The following is a 23421-nucleotide window of genomic DNA, read 5'->3' on the forward strand; positions in this document are numbered from 1 at the left end:
TTGGACGCCATCATAGACATACACGACCTCGCCAAAAAGTACAAAGGCGCCGAACATTTTTCGGTCAAACCCTTGTCGCTGGCGATAGAAAAAGGCGAAGTTTTCGGGCTTTTAGGTCCAAACGGAGCCGGAAAAACGACTTTGATTTCGATGCTTTGCGGCTTGCTCGAACCCACGTCGGGCAATTTCGAGATCGACGGAAAAACGTACGAGAACGACGAGCACGAACTCAAGAAACTTATCGGTGTCGTTCCTCAGGAATATGCATTGTATCCGACTTTATCGGCCAAAGAAAACCTCAAGTACTTTGGATCGATGTACGGACTCAAAGGTTCCGAACTCAAAGAAAAAATCGCGTACAACCTCGAAAGGTTAGGCCTGACGAAATTCGGCAAAAAACGCATCGACACTTTTTCGGGCGGAATGAAGCGTCGAATCAACCTTATCGCGGGAATCATGCACGAGCCCAAAGTGCTGTTTCTCGACGAACCGACCGTCGGCGTCGACGTGCATTCCAAAAACGTGATCATGGAATATCTGTCGGAAATCAACAAAAAAGGCACGACGATCATCTACACGTCGCATCACATGAACGAAGCCCAGGATTTCTGCACGCGCATCGCGATCGTAGACAGAGGCGTGATTTACGCACAAGGAACGTCGGCGGAACTCATCGCTTCGACGCCAGATGCGAGAAATCTCGAGGAAGTTTTCCTTTCGCTAACCGGAAAAGCGCTGCGAGATGCATAAACTCTGGATGTCCATACAAAAGGAATTGCTATTGTTGCGTCGCGACATTGGCGGCGTGATCATTTTGTTCGCGATGCCTTTGGTTCTGATTATCGCCGTGACCTTGATTCAGCAATCGGCTTACGAACGATCGGGCGATTCCCAACTTCCCATTTTGATCGTAGACAATGACAAGGGCAGCGTTTCCGAATCGATTTTCGCCAATATGAACGCCAGCAAAGCTTTCGATTTGATTACGGAATTGGACGGAAAAAAACTGTCGGAGGAATCGGCAAAAAATGCGGTTTTCAGCGGACGCTACCAACTCGCGATCGTGCTTCCGAAGAACCTGAGTGCTGATCTTCAGGTGAAAATCGACCAAAACGTAGAGAAACTGCTTACGAGTTTCGGAATGGAAGATTCCATAAAAGTCAAGCCGCCGACGCGAAAAATCTCGCAAAAAGACGTCAAATTGTATTTCGATCCGGCGGTTCAGATGAGCTTCAAGAACGCCGTTATGAACAATATCGACAAGATGATTTCGCAAATCGAGAGCAAATCGATCTACGACGCGTTCAGCGAACAACTCGGAACCGATGAAACGCAACATTTTGACCAAGAGAGTTTTATCGCGTTCAAGGAAATCAATCCGACCTTTGGAAACAAAGAGGTCAAGCCAAATGCCGTGCAGCACAACGTTCCGGCGTGGACGCTTTTCGCCATGTTTTTCATCGTGATTCCGCTTTCGATCAACATGGTCAAGGAAAAAACACAGGGAACTTTTATCAGATTGCGGACGAATCCCGTTTCGAGCGCGATCGTAATTGGTGGAAAAACCTTGACGTATCTGATAATCTGCATGATCCAATTTTATATGATGATTGCCGTCGGAGTTTGGGTTTTCCCACTTTTGGGATTGCCCGCATTGAACGTCGACGCGAATTTGTTCATGCTTACGATCGTGGCGCTATTCTCCGGATTGGCCGCGACCGGATACGGGATTTTGGTCGGGACGATTGCCAAAACACAGGAACAATCAGCGCCTTTCGGAGCGACTTCGGTCATCGTTTTGGCCGCGCTTGGCGGTGTTTGGGTTCCGGTTTTCGCCATGCCGAAATTCATGCAATATGTCGCCCAATGTTCGCCCATGAATTGGGGATTGAACGCGTTTTACGATGTTTTTTTACGGAATGCGTCCATTGCCGATATTTCTGCCGACATTGCGCTGCTATTCGCGTTTTTCATAGCCACGACAGCAATCGCCTTGCTTTATGACAAAAAGAAAAGAACAGTATAAGTTAATCCCCGAACTCACGACCGAATTCGAGACGCGCGTAAGATTCAACGAATGCGATCCGCTTGGAATCGTTTGGCACGGACATTACATCAAATATTTCGAGGACGGACGCGAAGCTTTCGGAAGACGTCACGGCGTTTCCTATCTGGACGTCGCGGCAAGCGGATTCTCGACACCTATCGTAAAATCCCAATGCGAGCACAAATTGTCGTTGCGATACGGCGATGTGGCGACAGTCAAAACCGAATTCTACGACACGCCGGCCGCGAAAATCATCTTTAAATTCACGATTTACGATACGAACGGAGAAATCGCCTGCACGGGAGAAACCATTCAGGTTTTCCTCGACAAAAAAGGCGAACTTCAACTCACCAATCCGCCGTTTTGGTACGATTGGAAACAACGAATGGGATTGCTATAATGGCTAAAAACGTCTACATATCGGGCACGAACTGCGTTTCGCCACTGGGTTTTACGGTTTGGGAAAACTTCGAAAACCTGATTGCGGGAAAGTCCGGGATTGCGCGTCACCAGAACGCGATGATGCCACATCCGTACTTTTCGGCGATTGTCGATGAAGAACAATTGAACGAAAAATTCACGAAGATCTCAGATTTAGGCAACTTCACGAAGCTCGAGAAGATGATGATTCTGGCTTTGCATCCGATCGTAAAAAATTCAAAAACCAATCTGGGCAAGCGAACTGCATTTGTGCTTTCGACTACAAAGGGAAATATCACGGCGCTGGAATCGGGAAATCTCGAGAAAGCCCAACTGCACGATTTGGCAAAAACCGTCGCGGATTTCTTCAGGTTCGAGTCAGAACCGATTGTAGTTTCGAATGCGTGCGTGTCCGGAATTCTCGCGATTTCGGTGGCAAAGCGTTTGATTCAATCGGACTTGTATGACGAAGCTTTTGTGGTCGCCGGCGACTTGGTTTCGGAATTCGTCCTTTCCGGATTCAACTCGTTCCAAGCCATGAGTGACGCGCCTTGCAAGCCGTATTCGAAAAATCGCACGGGCGTGACTTTGGGAGAAGCCGCGGCCGCCGTTTTGGTCACTTTAGACGAATCGTACAAGAAAGCAAGAATTCTGGGCGATGGCTCGATGAACGATGCGAACCACATTTCGGGTCCGTCGCGAACGGGCGAAGGTTTGGTCTTGAGCGTGGAATCGGCTTTGAAGGAAGCGAAACTTCCGGCGTCAAAAATCGATTTCATATCGGCTCACGGTACCGCGACTCCGTTCAACGACGAAATGGAAGCAATCGCGTTCAACAGGCTCAATCTGCAACAAAAACCGCTTCACAGCCTGAAAGGTTTTTACGGACATACGCTCGGGGCGTCGGGATTGCTCGAAACCGTCATCGGAATCGAGGCTTTGCAACAGAATAAACTGATCGCATCTGCCGGATTCGACGAAATCGGCGTGAGCCAAAACCTAAATATCATCCGTGAAAACGAGGACAAATTCCTCAGATATTTCCTAAAAACCGCGTCTGGTTTTGGAGGTTGCAACACGGCGGTCGTTTTTGAAAAAGAAGTGCATTTTGGAGAATAATCTGTACATAAAATCATATGTTTCGATCGAAAACGGAAAAGTTTCGGTCGACGGAAATCCCGCATTCGAATCGTCGGTAAAAAACGTATCGGACTTTTTGAAAGAAGGTCTGCGCCATTTCGCGATCCAATATCCGAAGTATTTCAAGATGGACAATCTTAGCAAATTGGCGTTTTTGGGTTCGGAATTGCTGCTGAAAGACAATCCGGAACCGCAAACCGCGCTTTTGTTCGCCAACTCGTCATCCTCACTCGATACAGACGTAACTTATCAGGAATCGATCGCCGACAAAGCCAACTATTTCCCGAGTCCGGCGGTTTTCGTGTACACTTTGCCCAACATTTGCCTGGGCGAAATTAGCATACGCCATCAGTTGAAAACCGAGAATAGTTTCTTTATATTTGGCGCGTTTAACGCCGATTTTTTTGTCGGATACGCTCAAAATCTGATTGAAACGGGAAAGGCCAAAAACGTGCTTTGCGGCTGGACAGAATTGTACAAAGAAGACTACAAAGCGTTCTTTTACGTCGTTTCATCTGAAGGAAAAACCGAACACACAAAACAAAACATAGAACACATTTATAAGTATTGACATGGAAGCATTGAAACAAGAATTGAAAGAGAAGATCATCGCGGTTTTGAACCTTGAAGACGTGCAACCGTCAGACATTTCGGACACGGACGCGCTTTTTGGCGACGGACTCGGACTCGATTCTATCGACGCTCTGGAATTGATCGTTTTGCTCGACAAAGACTACGGAATCAAATTGACCGATCCCAAAGAAGGAAAGCACATTTTCCAGTCTATCGATACGATGGCGGCTTACGTGGAGGCGAATCGCACCAAATAAAATAAAAAAAAACTCAAATCCCAAATTCCAGTTTTCCTTCAAGAACACTTGGGATTTGGAATTTGGTTTTTGGAATTTCAAAATCGGAATTTTATGACCAAAGGCGTTGCTATCACGGGAATGGGAATCATTTCGGCTATTGGAAACAATGTCGAGGAGAATTTCCGTTCGCTTATTTCTTCGGAAACGGGAATTTCGAAAACCGACAATATCGAAACGATCCACAAGGACGAGATCATGTTCGGAGAAATCAAGAAATCGAACGAAGATTTGATGCGCGATTTGGGTTTGCCAATCGACAACAATTTCACGAGAACGGCGCTGCTTGGCGCTTTCGCAGCAAAACAAGCGGTTGAAAATGCCGGGATTTCGGATATGTCGCAATACAAGACCGGCTTGATAAATTCAACTTCAGTCGGCGGAATGGACACGACCGAAAAACACTATTACGAGTACTTCGAAAATCCGGACACGGTAAAATTTATCGCGGCCCACGACGGCGGCGACACTTCGCAAAAAATCGCCGAAATCATCGGTTTGGAAGGATTCGTTACGACAATTTCTACAGCTTGTTCCTCGGCGGCGAACGCGATCATGCTTGGCGCGAGAATGATCAAAGCCGGAAAATTGGATAGAGTGATAGTTGGCGGAACCGACGGACTGGCCAAATTCACGATAAACGGTTTCAAGACTTTGATGATCTTGACCGATACTTACAACACGCCTTTCGACAACGACAGAAAAGGTCTGAATCTCGGTGAAGCCGCGGCTTTCCTTGTTTTGGAATCAGACGAGATTGTCGAGAAGGAAGGTAAAAAAGTGCTTGCAAGAGTTACAGGTTACGCCAATGCGAACGATGCATATCACCAAACGGCTTCGTCCGAGAATGGCGATGGGGCGTTTTTGGCAATGCAAAAAGCGTTCAAAGTGGCCAATCTCGATCCGACAAAAATCGATTACATCAATGTGCACGGAACGGCGACTCCAAACAACGACTTGAGTGAAGGCCGCGCCGTTGCAAGGATTTACGAAGGAAAAGACGTTCCCGATTTTTCGTCCACGAAAGCTTTTACGGGACATACTTTGGCGGCTGCGGCGGCGATTGAAGCGGTTTACAGCGTTTTGGCGATACAGAATGGAGTCGTTTATCCAAACTTGAACTTCAAGACCAAAATGGCTGAATTCGACCTTGTTCCGCAGACTGAACTGAAACACAAAAACATTGATCACGTGTTGTCGAATTCTTTCGGATTCGGCGGCAACTGTTCGACTGTAATATTTTCGAAGAACTGATGGCAAAAACGTATATCAACGGTATCGGATGTGTTTCGGCACAAGCTACGACAGGCGGTTTTCCATCGGAATTTTCGATAGATGAAAACGCGAATTTCCTAGAAATCGTAAAACCCGACTACAAGGATTATTTCTCGCCGATCGCGTCCAGAAGAATGGCGAAAGGCGTCAAAAACGGCATCGTCGCTTCGACTTTGGCCATGAAAGAAGCCGGAATCGAGAATCTCGACGCGATCATCACGGGCACGGGAATGGGTTGCATAGAAGATTCGGACAAATTTCTCAAGGCGATCATCGACAACGGCGAACAATTCCTTACGCCAACGTCGTTTATCCAATCGACGCACAACACTGTCGCTTCGACAATCGCGATCAATTTGGGTTGCAAGGCGTACAATTTTACTTACGTGAATGGAGCAGTTTCGTTCGAATCGGCTTTGGTCGACGCGAAATTGCAGTTTGATGCAGATGAAGTTGCAAACGTTTTGGTAGGCGGAATCGACGAAATGACCGAATACACCAAATCGCTGTTCAAGCTCGCGGGTTTCATCAAGCCTGACGACTCCGGGCCGCACGAGATTTTGGGTTCTGATACAAAAGCCACTGTTTTTAGTGAAGGCGCGACTTTTTTCCTTTTGTCCGACACAAAATCAGCATCGACTTATGCCGAATTGGTCGACATCGAGACGATCAACAAACTTGAAGTTTCCAAAGTCGGACACAAAGCGATCGACTTCCTCAAAGCGAACAATCTGACGCAACACGATATCGATGCGGTCGTTTTGGGCTTTGACGGAGACGCGGACTTCGATGGATATTACAAGGAATTGGCGCGTGAATTCGGCTTTACGCCACAAGTTTACTACAAGCATGTTTCGGGCGAATACAACACGGCTTCGGCTTTTGGTTTGTACGTTGGCGCGAACGTTTTGAAAAATCAGGAAATTCCGCAGCAATTGAAAGTGAATGAGGTCGAAAAACCTTCTTATCACAAGATTTTGCTTTACAATCAGTATCGCGGCATCGATCACAGTTTTGCGTTGCTTTCGATTTGAAGCTGAAAAAAGGAAGAACGAATATTGAATAACGACTAACGAATGTTGAAGTGACGCGCCACCAAATCGTAACTATCACCTTTGCTGCAACGGCAATCACACTGGCTCTTTTGAGCCTTTTTGCTTCTTTGAGCTGGTGGTTTTTCGGATTGTCGATCGTGGTATGGATGGCGATTGTGGTTGTCGGATCGGCTTGGATAGCAAGCAATTATCACGTGAAGGCGTTTTGCTCGAATCCATCCGAAAAGGAAAACAGAATCGCGATCACGTTCGACGACGGTCCGAGCGAATTCACTCCGAAAGTGTTGGAATTGCTGGAAAGATTTGATTCGAACGCCGCTTTTTTCTGCATCGGCAACAACGTCCAAAGCCATCCGGATATTTTGCTTAAGACAATCCAAAAAGGTCATATCGTCGGAAATCACAGCTATTTTCATGGAAAAGATTTCGACTGGAAAAACACGTCGGAAGTCTTGTCGGAATTGATTCAAACCGATGCCGCAATTGAAAAGTTCTCGGGAAAGAAGCCCAAATTTTTTCGTCCGCCTTATGGAGTTACGAATCCGTCGATAGCAAACGCGTTGAAAGTCACGAAACATCGCGTCATCGGCTGGAACATTCGCTCGATGGACGGCGTGAGCAAAGACGAAAATGCGATTTACGAGAGGATTGTCAAACAACTCAAACCCGGCGCGATAATCCTGATGCACGACACTTCGCAAATCACTGTGAACGTTTTGGAACGCTTATTGTTAACTTTGCGCGAGAAAAATTTTACGGTCGTCAGCATCGACAAACTCCTGCGATTGAACGCTTATGAAGAAAATTAACTATTACCTGCTTTTGTTTTTTGTTGGATTTTCGGCTTTTGCGCAAGATGCGATGAACGCGTCCGAAATTGCCGAATTCAAGAAAGGCGTGAACGCGGCATCGGCCAAAATCAAGACGATGACCACAGATTTTGTCCAATACAAACACATGGATTTCCTGTCGAAAGATTTGGAAACTTCGGGTAAAATGGCGTTCAAGGAACCGAATTCGCTGGCCTGGCAATACAAAAAGCCGTACAATTATTCAATTGTTTTCAAGTCGGGGAAAATTTATATCAACGACGAAGGCAAGAAAAGCCAGATGGACGCAAAATCGAACAAGACGTTCTCCAAAATCAACAAATTGATTGTCGGAAGCGTTTCGGGACAAATGTTCGACGACAAGGAATTCGTGATTTCATATTTCAACTCGAAGGATTTCAACATCGCACGCTTTGTTCCTAAGGACGCGGCCATGAAAAAATACATCAAGCAGGTCGAGTTGAGTTTCGATAAAAAAGAAGGCACGGTCGAACAAGTGCGTTTACTCGAGTCAGAAAAAGATTATACCAAAATCGTCTTCAAAAACAAGATCCTCAATGCGAAAGTTGACGATTCCGCTTTTAATAACTAGCTTTTTGCTGGTTTTCGGATGCGCTTCAAAGCCCAAATTCACTGCGAATTCTGAGGTTGCGACGGCGTTCAACCGCTATTTTTCAGACAAATCCCAAGACTATACGTATCGCACCAAAATCACGGTTTACGGACACGAATTGAACGGAATCCTGATTGCCAAAAAAATTTCAGATTCAATACATCGCGTCGTGCTTACAACCGATTTCGGCAATACTTTGCTCGATTTCGAGATCGGACAAAAATCGTTTGTTAAAAACTCTATAGTCGAAGATTTGGACAGGAAAATCGTCGTCAATACTTTGCGCGATGATTTCCGGTTGTTGTTTCGCGAGAAAATCGTGAGTTCGAACGTAGAAATGACCGAACCTGACAGAATTATGACTTACGAAGCTGTAGAGGCACGCAACCTTTACAAACTTTCGTACTCTGATAAGAAATTGATTTCCATTTCGAAAGGAAGCCGAAAGAAAGAAAAAGTTTCCGTAGGATTTCAGTCCGAAAAAGATATTTTTGCCGACAAAATCGAGATTTTACACCGAGATATCAAATTGAAAATCGAGATGAATCGGATGGAACAACAGTAGTTGAAAACCTGATTTTTTTGGCTTGACCGACACCAAAAAACCAAAAAACAACAATATGAAAAAGATTCTTTTGGCGTTCGCGCTTCTCATTTCACTCGGAATTTCTGCCCAAGTTCGCGTCAATCCTGGTTTTCGCGCCGGAGTCAGTTTGGCAGATCTGACCGATATCGAAGGAAAGCGCAAAGCCGATTTTTACGCCGGAGCGTTCGCCAACATCAAACTCACGCGCTGGTACGCTTTGCAGCCCGAACTCACTTACGCGCGTCAAGGCTCAAAAGTGCGTTTTTACGACAATTTCGATCCGAGTTTTGGGTCGACTACCGAAAAATTGGAGTTGAATTATCTTGGAATCACGATCAATAACAAGTTCACGCCCGTGGCCGGACTCAACCTGAACGTTGGGCCATATCTTGACTTTTTGGTCGATCACTCGAATTTCGTGAATCCGCAAAACGATGTTGATTCGGGCGTCACGCTTGGTTTGGGTTATACTTTCAAGAACGGTATCGGAGTCGAGGCGCGTTACAAAATCGGGTTTATCGACGTGTTCCAGGATTATGCCGACGACGATTTCTATAACGACTATTTGATCGTGAACAACGCTTTCCAGATTGGCCTTACCTATACTTTCAATCTCAAAAAGTAATATGAGAAAGATTTTACTTGTCGCGATTTTCCTTGTCGGATGCGCGATGAACGCTCAGGTGAAGTTCGCCCCAGGAATCCGCGCGGGCGCCAATTTCGCCCAACTCACAGAATCGGAAACCGGAATAAAAACCGACTTCTACATTGGCGGATTCGCCGGAATCAAGTTCACGAAACACTACACTTTGCAGCCCGAGGTGATTTATTCGCGTCAAGGTGCGGAAGGCGATTACCGTATTTACGACCCGTTGTACGACAACAACGGCAACCTGATTTCGGAATACAGAACCGAAAATGTCGACGTTTCGCTTCAGTATTTATCGGTCGCGCTCATGAATAAGTTTACCTTTGCCGACAGGATTTCGATCGCGATCGGTCCGTCGATTGACGCGTTGGTAAAACACAGCACGCCGGTTCAAAACGATGTCGATTTGACGATACAACTTGGTTTGGGCGTGCGTCTTATCGATGGTTTGGAAGCCGAAGTGCGGCTCAAAAAAGGAGTCGTGAATGCGATCACTGATGAACCGTACATCGACAACGACGAATTTTTCGGATTCGAGGACGGAACCAATTTCGTGGTTCAGGTTGGTTTGAGTTATACTTTTGGACGATAATATGTTACTACAGGATTTTTACACGATTGTTTCTAAAGACGCGGTTTCCGACGGAAACTTCACAGTCAATATTCACGTAAACGCGGCCCACGAGGTTTTCAAAGGACATTTTCCGGGAAATCCGGTAATGCCGGGCGTTTGTATGATGCAAATAATCAAGGAGTTGACAGAGGAAATTATAGAATCGAATCTATTCATGCAAAGTTTGTCGAACGTGAAGTTCATGGCTTTGATCAATCCCGACAAAACGCCAACTCTTCGTTTGGAGCTAAATGTATCCGAAACCGAGGATAACCTTGTGAAAGTCAAGAATACGACGTACTTTAATGATACGGTGGCACTAAAATTAGCCAGCACATATAAAAAAGTCCAGTCATGAAAATCATCGCTTCTTTAGTTTGTCTTTTCGTTTTGGCTTTCGCCGATATTTCCGAAGTCAGGAAATTGTATCCCGATGCGGCCAAATCGGAAGAGAGCGCCAATGCATTCTTCCAGAAAATGTCGGCGGTTTCAGATTCCGACGCCAACAAAGCGCTCGTCGCATACAAAGGCGCGGCCGAAAGTTTGATGTCGAAATACGGGAATACGCTCGGCAAGAAAACCAAACACATGAAAGCGGCTGCGAAATTGATTGACGGTGCAGTCACTGCCGATGCCGACAATATCGAGATTCGCATGATCCGACTTTCGGTTCAGGAAAGCGTCCCGAAAATCGTCGGATACAAGAAAAACATCAAGGAAGACAAGGCATTCATCGTGGCAAATTTCGGCAAAAGCGGCGCACTCAAAGAATACATCAAGAATTTTATCCTGCGTTCGAAGACTTTTTCCGACGAGGAGAAAAAAGCCTACAAATAAGTCTAAGCGACGATGACCGACGTTACTCAGCAACTGAAAAGGCTTAATGTATGTGTGATTATTCCCACATATAACAACCACAAAACGCTAAAGCGCGTCATCGATTCGGTTTTGGAATTTACGCCAGATGTGATTGTCGTGAACGACGGCGCAACAGATTCCACAGCCGAAATCCTTTCGAATTACCCGCAACTCACGATTGTCACACATCCCAAAAACATCGGGAAAGGCATGGCGTTGCGAAACGGATTCGCGAAAGCCCGCGAATTGCATTTCGACCACGCGATCACGATAGATTCTGACGGACAACATTTCGCCTCAGATTTGCCTGTTTTCCTCAATTCGCTTGAATCGGAAGGCGAGGCGTTGCTCATCGGCGGGCGAAACATGACTCAGGAAGGCGTGCCCAAAAAGAGCAGTTTCGGGAATAATTTTTCCAATTTCTGGTTTTGGTTCGAAACCGGAATCCGTTTGCAAGACACGCAATCGGGGTTTCGACTTTATCCTTTGCACCAGATTCCGAAGCACTATTTCACCAAAAAATTCGAGTTCGAAATCGAGGTAATCGTGCGTTCGGCCTGGCGCGGCGTCGACGTGAAAAATGTTCCGATCCAAGTCAAGTACGATCCGAGCGAGCGCGTTTCACATTTCCGTCCGTTCAAGGATTTTACGAGGATCTCGATTCTGAATACGGTTTTGGTCACGATCTGCTTTTTGTGGATTTTCCCGAGAAACGTGTTTCGGAAACTAAAAAAAAAAGGACTTAAGAAGTTTTTCCTCGAGAATGTGATGCAAAGCCAGGATTCGAATCGCGTCAAGGCATTGTCGATTGCACTTGGCGTTTTTATCGGGATTAGTCCGTTTTGGGGATTTCAGACGATTTTGGCGCTGTTTCTCGCGACGGTTTTCAAACTCAACAAAGCCATTTCGTATATTTTCTCGAACGTCTCGATTCCGCCGATGATTCCTTTTGTCGTCGCGGCCTCGCTTTGGACGGGAAGCTTTTTTTATGACACGGGCGCGCAACTTTTCCCCGAACTTCCCATCACTTTCGAAAAGCTCAAAGTACATTTTGGCCAATATCTCATTGGAAGTCTTACTTTTGCGGCAATTTCAGCGGTCGCGGCCGGACTTTTGAGCTACGGTTTGCTGACATTCTGGAAGAAAGAGACGAGATAAATGCACAGGTTTTTCTTTGCCATACACGAGTTTGTGAGCAAGAACAAGGCGATTTCCATCGGGATTGCCTTGGCGATTTTGTGTGTCTTCGGATTTTTCGGGTCGCGCCTCAAATTCGAGGAAGACGTCACCAAACTTTTGCCCGTGAACGACAAACTCGACGTCACGGCAAAAGTGTTGAAACAAGTCAATTTCGCCGACAAAATTACAGTGATCTTCGAATCAAAACCCGACGGAAATCCTGAAGATTTGCAGCAAACGGCCCAGGTTTTCATCGATTCGTTGGAGAAATCCTGCAAACCCTATTACAAAGAGATCCAAGGCAAAATTGCCGAAGAAAACATCGATGAGACAATTGGTTTCGTGTTCGACAATTTGCCGTTGTTTTTGGACGAATCCGATTATGCGCAAATCGAGTCCAAACTTTCGCAAGATTCGATAAAAGCCACGGTCGATGCGAATTACCGCTCGATTTTGTCGCCGTCTGGGATGATTACGGGCGATTTTATAAGACGTGATCCGCTCGGGATTTCGTTCATCGGACTCAAAAAACTGCAACAACTCAGTCTTGGCGACGATTTTACGCTCGAAAACGGCTTCGTGATGACCAAAGACAAAAAGATGCTCTTGTTGTTCATCGCGCCAAACCAATCGACTTCCGAGGCAAGCAAAAACGCCGAATTCTCAAAGAAACTCTACGCGATAAAAGACAAACTCAATACGTCGAAAACTACAAAGACGAGTTACTTCGGAGCGCCGTTGATCGCGGTCGCAAACGCCACACAAATCAAGGGTGACGTGATGTTGACGACGATTCTCGCGATGAGCGCGCTCATGTTGATCCTGGTTTTGTTCTACCGAAAGAACACGATTCCAATCATCATTTTTATCCCGACGATTTTCGGAGCGCTTTTCGCGTTGACGGTTTTGTACTTCGTTAAGGAGACGATTTCGGCCATTTCACTTGGAATCGGCGCGATTCTGATTGGCATCACGATCGATTATTCGCTCCACATTCTCACGCATTACAAGCACAATGTCGACATAAAACACACGTACGAAATCATCACCAAACCACTTTTCATGAGCTCGACTACGACAGCTCTGGCGTTTTTGTGCCTGCTTTTCGTAAAATCTGAAGCCTTGCAAGATCTGGGTATTTTCGCGGCTTCGATTGTGATCGGGTCGGCGTTTTTCTCGCTTTTGATCGTTCCGCATTTGTATAATCCGAAGAAAGATACGTCGGCTCACAAGGAAAATTTCATCGAGAAAGCGGCCGGATTTTCGTTCGACAGCAACAAATGGCTTATCGCAGGTTGCGCGATTTTGGTCGTCATCAGTTTTTTCACTTCGAGAAATGTCGACTTCGACGCCGATTTGTCCAAACTCAATTACATTCCGGAAGATATCCGTCAAGCGGAAAAAGAACTTGAGCGAAATTCGAGCCTGACTTCCAAAACGATTTACGTCGCGGCTTACGGAAACAGTCAGGACGAGGCTTTGGCCAACAATTCGCGACTTTTCGAAGATTTGGAATCGGACAAAAAATCGGGTAAAATTATCAATTTCAGTTCCATCGGCGGATTGGTTTTGCCGACATCCGAACAACGGCAAAAGATCGATCGCTGGAACGCGTTCTGGACGTCCGAAAAGAAGTCAGGATTAAAGGCGAAATTGGTTTCCGAAGGCGAAAAAATCGGTTTCAAATCGAATACATACGATCCGTTTTACGAGGAATTGGACAAAAAGTTCGAACCCGTTTCGATAATAAATCTCAGGAAAATCGCGGCTTTGCAACTGGACGAATTCCTTGCGGACAAGAACGGTTTTTACACCGTTTCGACTTTAGTGAAAGTTTCGAATCAGCAACGCAATGCTTTCGTGAAATCGGCAGCTTTCAAGAAAAATGTCGTGGCGATCGACCGTCAGGAAATGAACGAGAGTTTTCTCACGCAACTTCGCGACGATTTCAACAACCTCGTCGATTACTCGCTAATTGCCGTGATAGCGATCCTTTTCGTGTTTTTCCGACGCATCGAAATAGTGCTTGTCGCGACAATTCCAATAGTGCTCACAGGTTTGGTCACGGCCGGCGTCATGGGTGTTTTTGGGCTTGAACTGAACATTTTCAGTACGATTGTATGCACGCTTATTTTTGGTCACGGCGTCGATTTCTCGATTTTCATGACGAGTGCGTTGCAAAAAGAATACACCGACGGTCGCGACGAGCGCAAGGTTTACCGAACTTCGATCATTTTGGCGGCGATTACCACGATTTTGGGTGTCGGCGCTTTGATTTTCGCGGGTCATCCTTCGTTGAAGTCGATTTCGTCTGCCGCGCTGATTGGCGTTTTTGCGGCTTGTGCGATGATTTTCGTTTTGTATCCGATGCTGTTCCGTTGGATTTTTTTCGCCCGACGCAAGATTGGTTTTGCGCCAATCCGACTTCGGAGAATGCTACATTCGTTCGTTTCGCTCGGATATTATGCCATTGGCGGATTTCTCGTGTCGATTTTGAGTTTTGTATTCATGAAGTTTTTGCCGTTTTCGAAAACCCGAAAAACCAAGATCTTCCACAAGATCATGTCGGTTTACATGAATTCTGTTTTTTATACTTTTCCGGCCGTCACGCGCAAAATCTACAACGAACAAGGAGAAGATTTCAAGAAACCCGCGATCATCATTGCCAATCACACGTCTTTTCTAGACGTCATGGCGATGGGCGGACTCAACGGCAACATAATTTTCCTGGTTTCCGATCACGTTTACAACAACCCGATAATTGGGCTTGGCGTGCGTTTGGCTGGATTTTATCCGGCGAGCGAAGGCTTGGAAGTTGGCGTTGAACATCTTCGCGAAAAGATCGAGCAAGGTTTTTCCCTGATGATTTTTCCTGAAGGCACGCGAAGTGAAGACAATTCGATCAAGCGTTTCAAGAAAGGCGCTTTTTTTCTCGCTCAGGAATTCGGGCTTGACATTTTGCCGATTTTGATCCAAGGTTATTCCGAAGCCGCGCCAAAGAACGATTTCATCCTGAACGGAACGACGACCGCGATAAAATTTTTGCCGCGAATCAAACCCGATGATCTGCGTTTCGGCAAGGATTATTCCGAAAGGACGAAAAAGATCAACGCTTACATGCGGGATGAATTCCAGAAACTTCGCAACGAGCAGGAAGGCCCGAAATACTGGGAAAAGTTCGCGCTCGGAAGTTTCGATTTCAAGGAAGAATTCGTGATCGAGGCCGTAAAATCTGACTTTGAAAAAAATCTCGACTTGTATTATCGCCTCAATAAACACATTCCGCAAAAGGCGAAAATGCTCCATATCGCTGACGACTACGGGCAGATCGACGTGATGTTGTTGTTGCAACAGTCGCTCAGGAAAATCGATTCTTATATTTCCGATGACGAAAAAAAGCGCATCGCATCGCAGAACCATCTGTGGCAAAAAAGGGAAATCCGTTATGTCGACAAACCTCAAAAGCGATATGAATTGGCATTGGTTTCTGCGAAAAAAATCGAATCGGACCATATTTCGGAGCTTTCCGACCATATCATTTTGCTCGACAACGACAACCTTTTGCCTAACTTCGAAAAATCGGACTTCAAAATCGTCCACAAAGAAGAAAAAATTACGATACTGAAACGTGAAAAAGCAATATGACGTCGTGATAATAGGAAGCGGGCTCGCCGGATTGGTGTGCGCCGTGCTCTTGGCGAAAGAAGGCTACAAGGTTTGCGTGCTCGAAAAAAACAACCAATTTGGCGGCAATCTGCAGACTTTCGTGCGCGACAAGACGATTTTCGACACGGGAATTCACTACATCGGCGGATTGGGCGAGGGCGAGAACCTGAACAGGCTTTTTTCGTACCTCGGAATCATGGACGATCTGCGTCTCAAACAAATGGACAAAAATGGTTTCGACATGATTTCTTTTGGAGATGATTTAACCGAATATCCGCAAGCGCAAGGTTACGAAGCATTTGTGTCCGAATTGTCGAAATTCTTTCCGGAAGAGCGAAAAAACATTGCGAATTATTGCGAAAAACTGCAAGCTGCTTGTGACTCTTTTCCGCTTTACAAACTTGAATCGGAAGGTTCGTACGACGAAAACATGATGCGTCTGAACGCCAAGGAAGTCATCGACTCCATCACCGAAAACGAGACATTGCGCGCGGTTTTGGCCGGAACGAACTTTTTGTATGCGGCGATTCCGGAGAAAAGTCCGTTTTACCTTCATGCTTTGGCTGTCAATTCTTACATCAAAAGCGCGCATCGCTGCATCAACGGCGGAAGCCAGATTACGAAACAGCTCATCAAACAACTCAAAGCTCACGGCGGCGAGACTTTCAAATACAAGGAAGTCATCAAATTCGAGGTTGACGAAACACGAGTGAAATCGGTGAAAATAAAAGATGGAAGCGAGGTCGAAGCCGATATTTTCATCTCGAACATCGAACTCAAAACGATGCTTGATTTGGTCGGGCAAGAGCATTTTCGCAAGGTTTTTTACAATCGGATACAAAATCTCGAGAATACGCTGTCGGCGTTTAGCGTTTACATCGTTTTCAAGCCTGGAAGTTTCGAATATATCAACAGGAATTTCTATCATTTCGCTTCCGCGGATGACGTTTGGTCGGCACACGAATATTCGGACGAAACCTGGCCAAAGTCGTATCTGATAACATTCAACGCCACACATCACTCGGAAACTTTCGCCGACGGAATGACGATTTTGACGTACATGAAATACGACGACGTGCGGCATTGGGAAAACACGTTCAACACGACAGCCGAAAGGCACGACCGAGGCGAATCTTACGAGGAATTCAAAATCCGAAAGGCCGAAAAACTTCTTTCAGAAGTCGTCAAAAAGTTCCCGAATCTTCGCGATTGCATCCAATCTGTGCACACTTCTTCGCCTTTGAGTTATCGCGATTACATTGGAAGTTCTGGAGGAAATATGTACGGTTACGTAAAAGATGCCGAAAACCCGCTGCTGACGATGATTCCGCTCAAGACCAAGTTCGAGAATTTGTACCTTACGGGCCAAAGTGTGAACACACACGGCGTCGTTGGCGTTTCGCTTGGCGCAGTTCGCACCTGCGGGGAAATTTTGGGTCGGAAGTATATTATTGATAAAATTGCGGGTCGTGAGTAGCGTTTTGGGAGTCAAGAGTCAAGAGTCAAGAGTCAAGATTGGGGCGGGAAATATTCAGTGGAGTACTTTTCCCATTCGCACGAACTTAACTTTTCTCAACTACTTAATGGCTCAAAGAATCTTCAGCTTCATCTTGCTGACTTTCCTTGTCGGATGCGGAACATCGGGCTCATTGCACCACAAACCGATCACGAAAGGCTACGATTCGATAGCTCCGAAAGTGCAAAAAATTTCGGCCGAAAGATTCATCTCCGGCAACAATTTCCTGCTCAAAAACAAGCAACAACTCTGGGAACTTTACGTCGAAGGTGATCCTTTGCAAATTGGTCTGGAGACCGGCGCGCTCGAAGATTCGCTTTTGAAAAAACAGGAAAAAGTCTTCTTTTCGAAAATCGAGGAAATCGTTCCGTCAAAAGGCAAACAGAAACTGCTTCGGAAAATCCTGACCTGGTACAATCGCAAGCTTTACCTGAACGTTCCCGAGGAATACAAAACCGAGATTTACGGGCTTTCGCGCTACACATCTCACGATTACGACTTTATTGCAGAAAGGTATTTGCGCACTTTGTACTTGCACGGAGCGCACGATATCGGCCACGCGATGCAGGATTTGATGCTCGTCGGATGTTCGTCTTTCGCGGCTTGGGGCGAAAAATCTGCCGATGGAAAACTCATTCTGGGACGCAATTTCGACTTTTACGCCGGAGACGATTTCGCCAAGGACAAAGTCGTCGCTTTCGTGAAACCCGACAAAGGAAATAAGTTCATGATGGTCACTTGGGCCGGAATGATAGGTGCGGTTTCGGGCATGAATGACAAGGGTTTGACCGTTACGATCAACGCCGGAAAATCGAAAATCCCGTTGATTGCCAAAACGCCGATCTCGATTTTGACGCGAGAGATCCTGCAATATGCAAGTACGATTGACGAGGCGATCGCGATTGCCAAAAAGCGTCAGGTTTTCGTATCCGAAGCGATTATGGTAGGAAGTGCGAAAGATGGAAAAGCTGCGCTGATCGAGGTTTCCCCGAAGAATTTTGGTGTGTACGAAGTTCCGAATTCAGCCGATCAATTGCTTTGTTCGAACCATTTCCAATCTGAAACTTACAAAGACGACAAACGCAACAACGAGACGATCAAGAATTCGCATTCCAAATATCGCTTCGACAAACTGACTGAGGAATTTGACCAGAACCGCAGGATAAATCCGGAAATCGCGGCTTCGATCTTGCGCGACACCAAAGCACTCGAAGGCGGATTGCCGCTTGGTTACGGAAACGAGAAAGCGCTGAACCAATTGTTGGCGCACCACGGCGTGATTTTCCAACCAAGCGATCTCAAGGTTTGGGTTTCGGCGAGTCCTTACCAATTGGGAGAATTTGTTTGTTACGATCTCAACCAGGTTTTTGGGAAAATGCACGATGGAAAGTTGGTGGAAACTTTGGCTTCGTTGAAGTTCGATATTCCAAAAGATCCTTTTGTCGATTCCGAGGCTTTCAAAAAATACGAGCAATATCGCGTCGAAGACCGAAAAATGGACGAATTCCTCGACAAGAAATCAGGAATGACCGAAGATTTTGCCAAAAATTACCAATCTTTGAACCCGGATTTGTGGATCGTGCATTACAAAGTGGGGCAATATTATTTCGAGACGGAAGAGTACACGAAGGCGAAACCCAACTTCGAGGCCGCGCTGACAAAGGAAATCACGACGCTACCGGCCAAAGAACACGCTCAGGAATACCTCAAAAAAATCAACCGAAAACTAAAATGATCCCGAAAATCGAAACCGCTTCGGCTAACGAAATCCAAGCTTTGCAAGAATCGGAATTGGCGAAAACCTTGCAGTATGTTTCCCAGAATTCGGCTTACTACAAACGTCTTTTTGCCGACAAGGACATCGATATTTCGAGCATAAAATCTGTCGAAGATTTGCGTCAGATTCCCGTTACGACAAAAGCCGAACTGCAAGCGTTCAACGACGATTTTTTGTGTGTGCCGACGACCGAAATCATCGATTATGCCACGACTTCGGGCACTTTGGGCGACCCGGTTACTTTCGGCTTGACCGATAAAGACCTCGACAGATTGGCTTATAACGAAGCGATTTCGTTCGATTGTGCCGGGATAAAGCACGGCGACATCGTGCAATTGATGACCACGATTGACCGAAGATTCATGGCCGGATTGGCTTATTTTCTCGGACTTCGCAAGATGAAAGTTGGTGTGATTCGCGTGGGTGCCGGAATCCCTGAACTGCAATGGGATTCGATCCGAAAATACAAACCGACTTACCTTATTACTGTTCCGTCTTTCCTTTTGAAACTCATCGAATACGCCGAAGCGCACGACATCGACTACAAAAATTCGGGTGTAAGAGGCGCGGTCTGCATTGGAGAAGCGTTGCGCGAACAGGATTTTTCAGACAGTACGCTTTCGCGCAAAATCGCAGAAAAATGGGAAATCAACCTTTATTCGACGTACGCTTCGACTGAAATGGCGACGGCTTTCACCGAATGTGAATTCCACGTTGGCGGCCATCACCATCCGGAATTGATCGTTGTGGAAACTGTCGATGACGAAAATAACGCGGTCGCGGATGGCGAGCCGGGCGAATTGGTGATCACGAATCTTGGCGTAGAAGGAATGCCATTAATCCGATTCAAGACGGGCGACATCGTGCAATTGCACCGCGAACCGTGTCAATGTGGACGGAATACGTTGCGCGTCGGGCCGGTTTTGGGTCGCAAACAACAAATGATCAAATACAAGGGAACGACTTTGTATCCGCCGGCGATGACCAACGTTTTGAACGATTTCGAGAATATCGACATGCACGTGATCGAGATTTCGACGAATGATCTGGGCACGGATGAAATCGTGATCAAACTCGCCGTTAAAGAACAATCGGAGCATTTTCTTCGCGAGATAAAGGATCATTTCAGGGCGAAATTGCGCGTTACGCCACGACTCGAATTCACTACTAAAGAGGCTTTGAGCCCGGTGGTTTTTAATCCGATGAGCAGGAAACCGATTACTTTTTTCGACTTCCGGAAGTGATTTTCGCGTGCTGTCTCGAGTCTTTTAATTTGTTTCGGCCCACCTTCATTTAACAAAAATTACATGTTTTCTGTAATCGATGTATTTTGTAAAATACGATCTTGTCGTAGGGAAGGGGCCGGTGTTTATCCCTAACGAAAAATCTTTAGAGTCGTTTACAGAAAATCTGTAAAAATTGTTAAAAGATTCGGCTGATTTTTGTTGTTGGTCAAACGAATCTTTGAAATTTACTGCTTGGTATATTAACCAGCTGATTAATTGAATAAACCGAAAAAGCATTTCCTTTTGGCGAAAAAGGTTTTGGCTGACGTAGAAGATTCAATCTGCTTTTCGTCAGATGCTTACCGATCGACTTTCGACTTCCAACTTTTACACTTACCTTTGCGCCATGGTAAAAATCGGCAACATAGAACTTCCGGAATTCCCACTTTTGCTCGCTCCGATGGAAGACGTGAGCGATCCGCCATTTCGCAGATTGTGCAAACAACACGGAGCCGATTTGATGTTTTCGGAATTCATCTCGAGCGAAGGACTGATTCGCGACGCGATCAAAAGTCGTATGAAGCTCGATATTTTCGATTACGAAAGGCCTGTCGGGATCCAGATTTTTGGTGGAGACGAAGAAGCGATGGCGATGTCTGCTAAAATTGTCGAGACCGTGAATCCGGATATAATCGACATCAACTTTGGATGTCCGGTGAAGAAAGTCGTTTGTAAAGGCGCCGGAGCCGCGGTTTTGAAAGACATCGACTTGATGGTTCGCCTAACCAAAGCCGTGATCGATTCCACGAGTTTGCCCGTTACCGTGAAAACGCGTTTGGGTTGGGACGAAAATTCGATCAATATTGACGAAGTGGCCGAAAGATTGCAGGATATCGGCGTTCAAGCCTTGTCAATTCACGGAAGAACGCGCGCTCAATTGTACAAAGGTGAAGCCGATTGGTCGCATATCGCGCGAGTTAAAAACAATCCGAGAATCACCATGCCGATTTTTGGGAACGGCGACATCGATTCGCCCGAGAAAGCGCTTGAATACAAAAACAAATATGGCATCGACGGCATTATGATCGGGCGCGCTGCGATTGGTTATCCGTGGATTTTCAACGAAGTCAAGCACTTTTTGAAAACCGGGGAGAAACTTGCTCCGCCAACGATGCAAGACCGAATCGAAGCGGCCAAAAATCACCTGACTTGGGCGATGCAATGGAAAGGCGAGAAACTCGGAATCGTCGAGACGCGTCGTCATTACACCAATTATTTCAAGGGAATAGCCAATTTCAAGGAGTATCGCCAAAGGCTTGTCACCACTGACGGCAAGGAAGATTTGTTTGCTATTTTCGACATGATTTCAGATGTTTATTCGGGTTACGAGATTTTTTAGATCGATTGACCTGCAAGGTTTTTTCAACCTTGCAGGTCTGGAAAGTTAAGCTGGCTTTGTTCGATCAAACCTACAAGGTTTTGGAAACCTTGCAGGTTAATTAGGCATCATATCCGACAAACAGATTGATGTAAATGTTGCGGGAAAGCCTTGTGATTAGTGGCATCAGGAAAATCAACACACCAAAAATCGCGGCAAACGATTGCAGCAAATCCATACCAAATCCGACTTTGGATATCAGGAAAGTGCCAACTCCGGCTCCAACCGAAAGCGCATAACTCACATACATAGCACCAAAAAAGAAGTTCGGTTCGATCTTGTATTGGAAACCGCAATTTTGGCAATGCTCGTGCATTTTCATCGTCTCTGAAATGTTGTATGGATTTTGGTTCACATACATACTCTCTTCATGACATTTCGGACATGTTCCGGTAATCATACTGTATAGTCTGCTTTTCTTGGTAAACATGGCGATTGGCTTTTGATTCTGATACAAAGTTAGTTCAGAAATCAATTTCGGAGTTAGTCGGAAAGTTTTTTAAATTTGTACTTTTCGGACATTATGAAGAAAATCGAGATTTTAGGGCTGGACAAATTCCGAGGGAAAAATCCGCTGCCCGATTTCTATGTCAACAACTTGAAAGATCATTTGGCGACAAATCATCTGCACATTGAAAAGCCGCACAAACACGACTTTTTTGCTACGATGATCTTTACTGTCGGAAGCGGGAAACACCATATCGATTTCAATACCTATGACGTAAAACCGGGCAGCGTTTTCGCCATGTCACCCGGACAAGTGCATCATTGGGAATTGTCAGACGACGCGGACGGCTTTATTTTCTTCCACACCAAATCGTTTTACGAAATGCGTTATGCCGACGAAAAATTGTCTAATTACGCTTTCTTTTCGCAGGTTGAAGCTGTGAATTCGGTTGAGATTCCAAAGGACAAATTTTCTGGATTTGTCAATTATTTCCGAAAAATGTCTGAAGTGAATCCGTCTGACGAAAAGGCGAAGCGACATTTTGTAATCGCGCTGATCACGCAGGTTTATGTCGAAATGAAACAGTTTAGTTCTGCCCAAAATCCGACGGGAAAGACATTAGCCTACGCCTCGAAATTCTCGAAGTTCGGCCAATTGCTGGAAGCCAATTTCCGCATTGAAAAGTCACCCGACAAGTACGCAGCGATGCTTAACATCACGGCTAAACATCTCAATCGCATCAATCAGGAAACCGTCGCGAAATCGACATCTGAAATCATTATCGAACGTGTTTTGCTCGAGGCCAAACGGCTTTTGATACATTCTGATGGAAATTTCAGCGAGATCGCGTCGATGCTCGGTTATGATGACTATGCTTATTTTTCGAAGTTGTTTCGGAAGAAGGTTGGGGTTACTGTTTCGGGGTTCGCTAAACGAGAAGTATAATTCTCAATCCTAATTTATTTTACTTTTTTCTCTCTTTTAAAACGCTTTTTATTAATATGTAAAATGATGCCAGAATCCCGTACCAAAATATAGAGTTCAAGAGAATGCTGAAATAAAATGGGTTTGTGTTATGAAATGGACGACTGATAAAACACAGAAAAACCTCCTCTAATATTGATCTTTCTCGGCCCCATGACACAAAGTATGGGGTGCATACCACAGTTACAATGACATATAGTATGGTGAATACTACATAAAATAGTATAAGTCG

Annotated in this window: 23 protein-coding genes; 22 read left to right on the plus strand and 1 reads right to left on the minus strand. The window is 45.6% G+C overall.

The window, feature by feature from the left end:
- The 21 genes from EOO49_RS06285 to dusB all read left to right on the plus strand — a co-directional run bounded on the left by EOO49_RS06285 (position 1) and on the right by dusB (position 21718).
- Positions 1-750, plus strand: a complete 750-nt coding sequence (locus EOO49_RS06285; protein ID WP_290843840.1) for an ABC transporter ATP-binding protein — start codon at positions 1-3, stop codon at positions 748-750.
- Positions 743-2026 (plus strand): ABC transporter permease, encoded by a 1284-nt coding sequence (locus EOO49_RS06290; RefSeq protein ID WP_290843842.1) that lies wholly within the window; start codon positions 743-745, stop codon positions 2024-2026. Before EOO49_RS06285 ends, EOO49_RS06290 begins: the two co-directional genes overlap by 8 nt.
- Positions 2001-2447, plus strand: a complete 447-nt coding sequence (locus tag EOO49_RS06295) for a thioesterase family protein (protein ID WP_290843843.1) — start codon at positions 2001-2003, stop codon at positions 2445-2447. The genes EOO49_RS06290 and EOO49_RS06295 overlap by 26 nt, the downstream gene beginning before the upstream one ends.
- A complete protein-coding gene (locus tag EOO49_RS06300; protein WP_290843844.1) occupies positions 2447-3586 on the plus strand; it encodes a beta-ketoacyl synthase N-terminal-like domain-containing protein in 1140 nt (379 codons plus the stop codon). The genes EOO49_RS06295 and EOO49_RS06300 overlap by 1 nt, the downstream gene beginning before the upstream one ends.
- Positions 3573-4178, plus strand: coding sequence for a 3-oxoacyl-ACP synthase (locus EOO49_RS06305; protein WP_290843954.1), 606 nt, complete (start codon positions 3573-3575; stop codon positions 4176-4178). The genes EOO49_RS06300 and EOO49_RS06305 overlap by 14 nt, the downstream gene beginning before the upstream one ends.
- Before the next feature lies 1 nt (position 4179).
- Positions 4180-4437, plus strand: a complete 258-nt coding sequence (locus tag EOO49_RS06310) for a phosphopantetheine-binding protein (protein ID WP_290843845.1) — start codon at positions 4180-4182, stop codon at positions 4435-4437.
- Positions 4438-4530: 93 nt separating this feature from the next.
- Entirely contained in the window at positions 4531-5730 is a 1200-nt protein-coding gene (locus EOO49_RS06315; protein ID WP_290843846.1) for a beta-ketoacyl-[acyl-carrier-protein] synthase family protein, read from the plus strand.
- Positions 5730-6785: a beta-ketoacyl synthase N-terminal-like domain-containing protein gene (locus tag EOO49_RS06320; RefSeq protein WP_290843847.1), complete on the plus strand. Its 1056-nt coding sequence runs from the start codon at positions 5730-5732 to the stop codon at positions 6783-6785. Before EOO49_RS06315 ends, EOO49_RS06320 begins: the two co-directional genes overlap by 1 nt.
- Before the next feature lie 50 nt (positions 6786-6835).
- A complete protein-coding gene (locus EOO49_RS06325; protein ID WP_290843848.1) occupies positions 6836-7615 on the plus strand; it encodes a polysaccharide deacetylase family protein in 780 nt (259 codons plus the stop codon).
- A complete protein-coding gene (locus EOO49_RS06330) occupies positions 7602-8228 on the plus strand; it encodes an outer membrane lipoprotein carrier protein LolA (protein WP_290843849.1) in 627 nt (208 codons plus the stop codon). Before EOO49_RS06325 ends, EOO49_RS06330 begins: the two co-directional genes overlap by 14 nt.
- Positions 8194-8814, plus strand: a complete 621-nt coding sequence (locus EOO49_RS06335) for a hypothetical protein (protein WP_290843850.1) — start codon at positions 8194-8196, stop codon at positions 8812-8814. The genes EOO49_RS06330 and EOO49_RS06335 overlap by 35 nt, the downstream gene beginning before the upstream one ends.
- A gap of 55 nt (positions 8815-8869) precedes the next feature.
- Positions 8870-9460 carry a porin family protein gene (locus EOO49_RS06340; RefSeq protein ID WP_290843851.1) on the plus strand — a complete coding sequence of 197 codons (591 nt, stop codon included), beginning with the start codon at positions 8870-8872 and terminating at the stop codon, positions 9458-9460.
- Position 9461: 1 nt separating this feature from the next.
- Positions 9462-10076, plus strand: a complete 615-nt coding sequence (locus EOO49_RS06345) for an outer membrane beta-barrel protein (RefSeq protein WP_290843853.1) — start codon at positions 9462-9464, stop codon at positions 10074-10076.
- A 1-nt stretch (position 10077) separates the two neighbouring features.
- Positions 10078-10455: a 3-hydroxyacyl-ACP dehydratase gene (locus EOO49_RS06350; RefSeq protein ID WP_290843855.1), complete on the plus strand. Its 378-nt coding sequence runs from the start codon at positions 10078-10080 to the stop codon at positions 10453-10455.
- The gene (locus EOO49_RS06355) at positions 10452-10934 is read left to right on the plus strand and encodes a hypothetical protein (RefSeq protein WP_290843857.1); all 483 of its coding nucleotides are present in this window, start codon (positions 10452-10454) and stop codon (positions 10932-10934) included. The genes EOO49_RS06350 and EOO49_RS06355 overlap by 4 nt, the downstream gene beginning before the upstream one ends.
- Before the next feature lie 12 nt (positions 10935-10946).
- Positions 10947-12113 (plus strand): DUF2062 domain-containing protein, encoded by a 1167-nt coding sequence (locus EOO49_RS06360; protein ID WP_290843859.1) that lies wholly within the window; start codon positions 10947-10949, stop codon positions 12111-12113.
- Positions 12114-15779 carry a 1-acyl-sn-glycerol-3-phosphate acyltransferase gene (locus tag EOO49_RS06365; RefSeq protein ID WP_290843861.1) on the plus strand — a complete coding sequence of 1222 codons (3666 nt, stop codon included), beginning with the start codon at positions 12114-12116 and terminating at the stop codon, positions 15777-15779.
- Positions 15763-17277, plus strand: coding sequence for an NAD(P)/FAD-dependent oxidoreductase (locus EOO49_RS06370; RefSeq protein WP_290843863.1), 1515 nt, complete (start codon positions 15763-15765; stop codon positions 17275-17277). The genes EOO49_RS06365 and EOO49_RS06370 overlap by 17 nt, the downstream gene beginning before the upstream one ends.
- 106 nt (positions 17278-17383) lie before the next feature.
- Positions 17384-19051, plus strand: a complete 1668-nt coding sequence (locus tag EOO49_RS06375; protein ID WP_290843865.1) for a C45 family peptidase — start codon at positions 17384-17386, stop codon at positions 19049-19051.
- Positions 19048-20337, plus strand: a complete 1290-nt coding sequence (locus tag EOO49_RS06380) for an AMP-binding protein (protein ID WP_290843867.1) — start codon at positions 19048-19050, stop codon at positions 20335-20337. The genes EOO49_RS06375 and EOO49_RS06380 overlap by 4 nt, the downstream gene beginning before the upstream one ends.
- 388 nt (positions 20338-20725) lie before the next feature.
- Positions 20726-21718 carry a tRNA dihydrouridine synthase DusB gene (gene dusB / locus EOO49_RS06385; protein WP_290843956.1) on the plus strand — a complete coding sequence of 331 codons (993 nt, stop codon included), beginning with the start codon at positions 20726-20728 and terminating at the stop codon, positions 21716-21718.
- A 100-nt stretch (positions 21719-21818) separates the two neighbouring features.
- On the opposite strand, the gene EOO49_RS06390 is transcribed toward dusB, so the two are convergent.
- The gene (locus tag EOO49_RS06390; RefSeq protein ID WP_290843869.1) at positions 21819-22187 is read right to left on the minus strand and encodes a DUF983 domain-containing protein; all 369 of its coding nucleotides are present in this window, start codon (positions 22185-22187) and stop codon (positions 21819-21821) included.
- A gap of 93 nt (positions 22188-22280) precedes the next feature.
- Between EOO49_RS06390 and EOO49_RS06395 the strand changes: the two genes are divergently transcribed.
- Positions 22281-23150, plus strand: coding sequence for an AraC family transcriptional regulator (locus EOO49_RS06395; protein WP_290843871.1), 870 nt, complete (start codon positions 22281-22283; stop codon positions 23148-23150).
- Positions 23151-23421: the final 271 nt, after the last annotated feature.

The organism is Flavobacterium sp. (assembly GCF_004295795.1).
Classification (GTDB): Bacteria; Bacteroidota; Bacteroidia; order Flavobacteriales; family Flavobacteriaceae; genus Flavobacterium.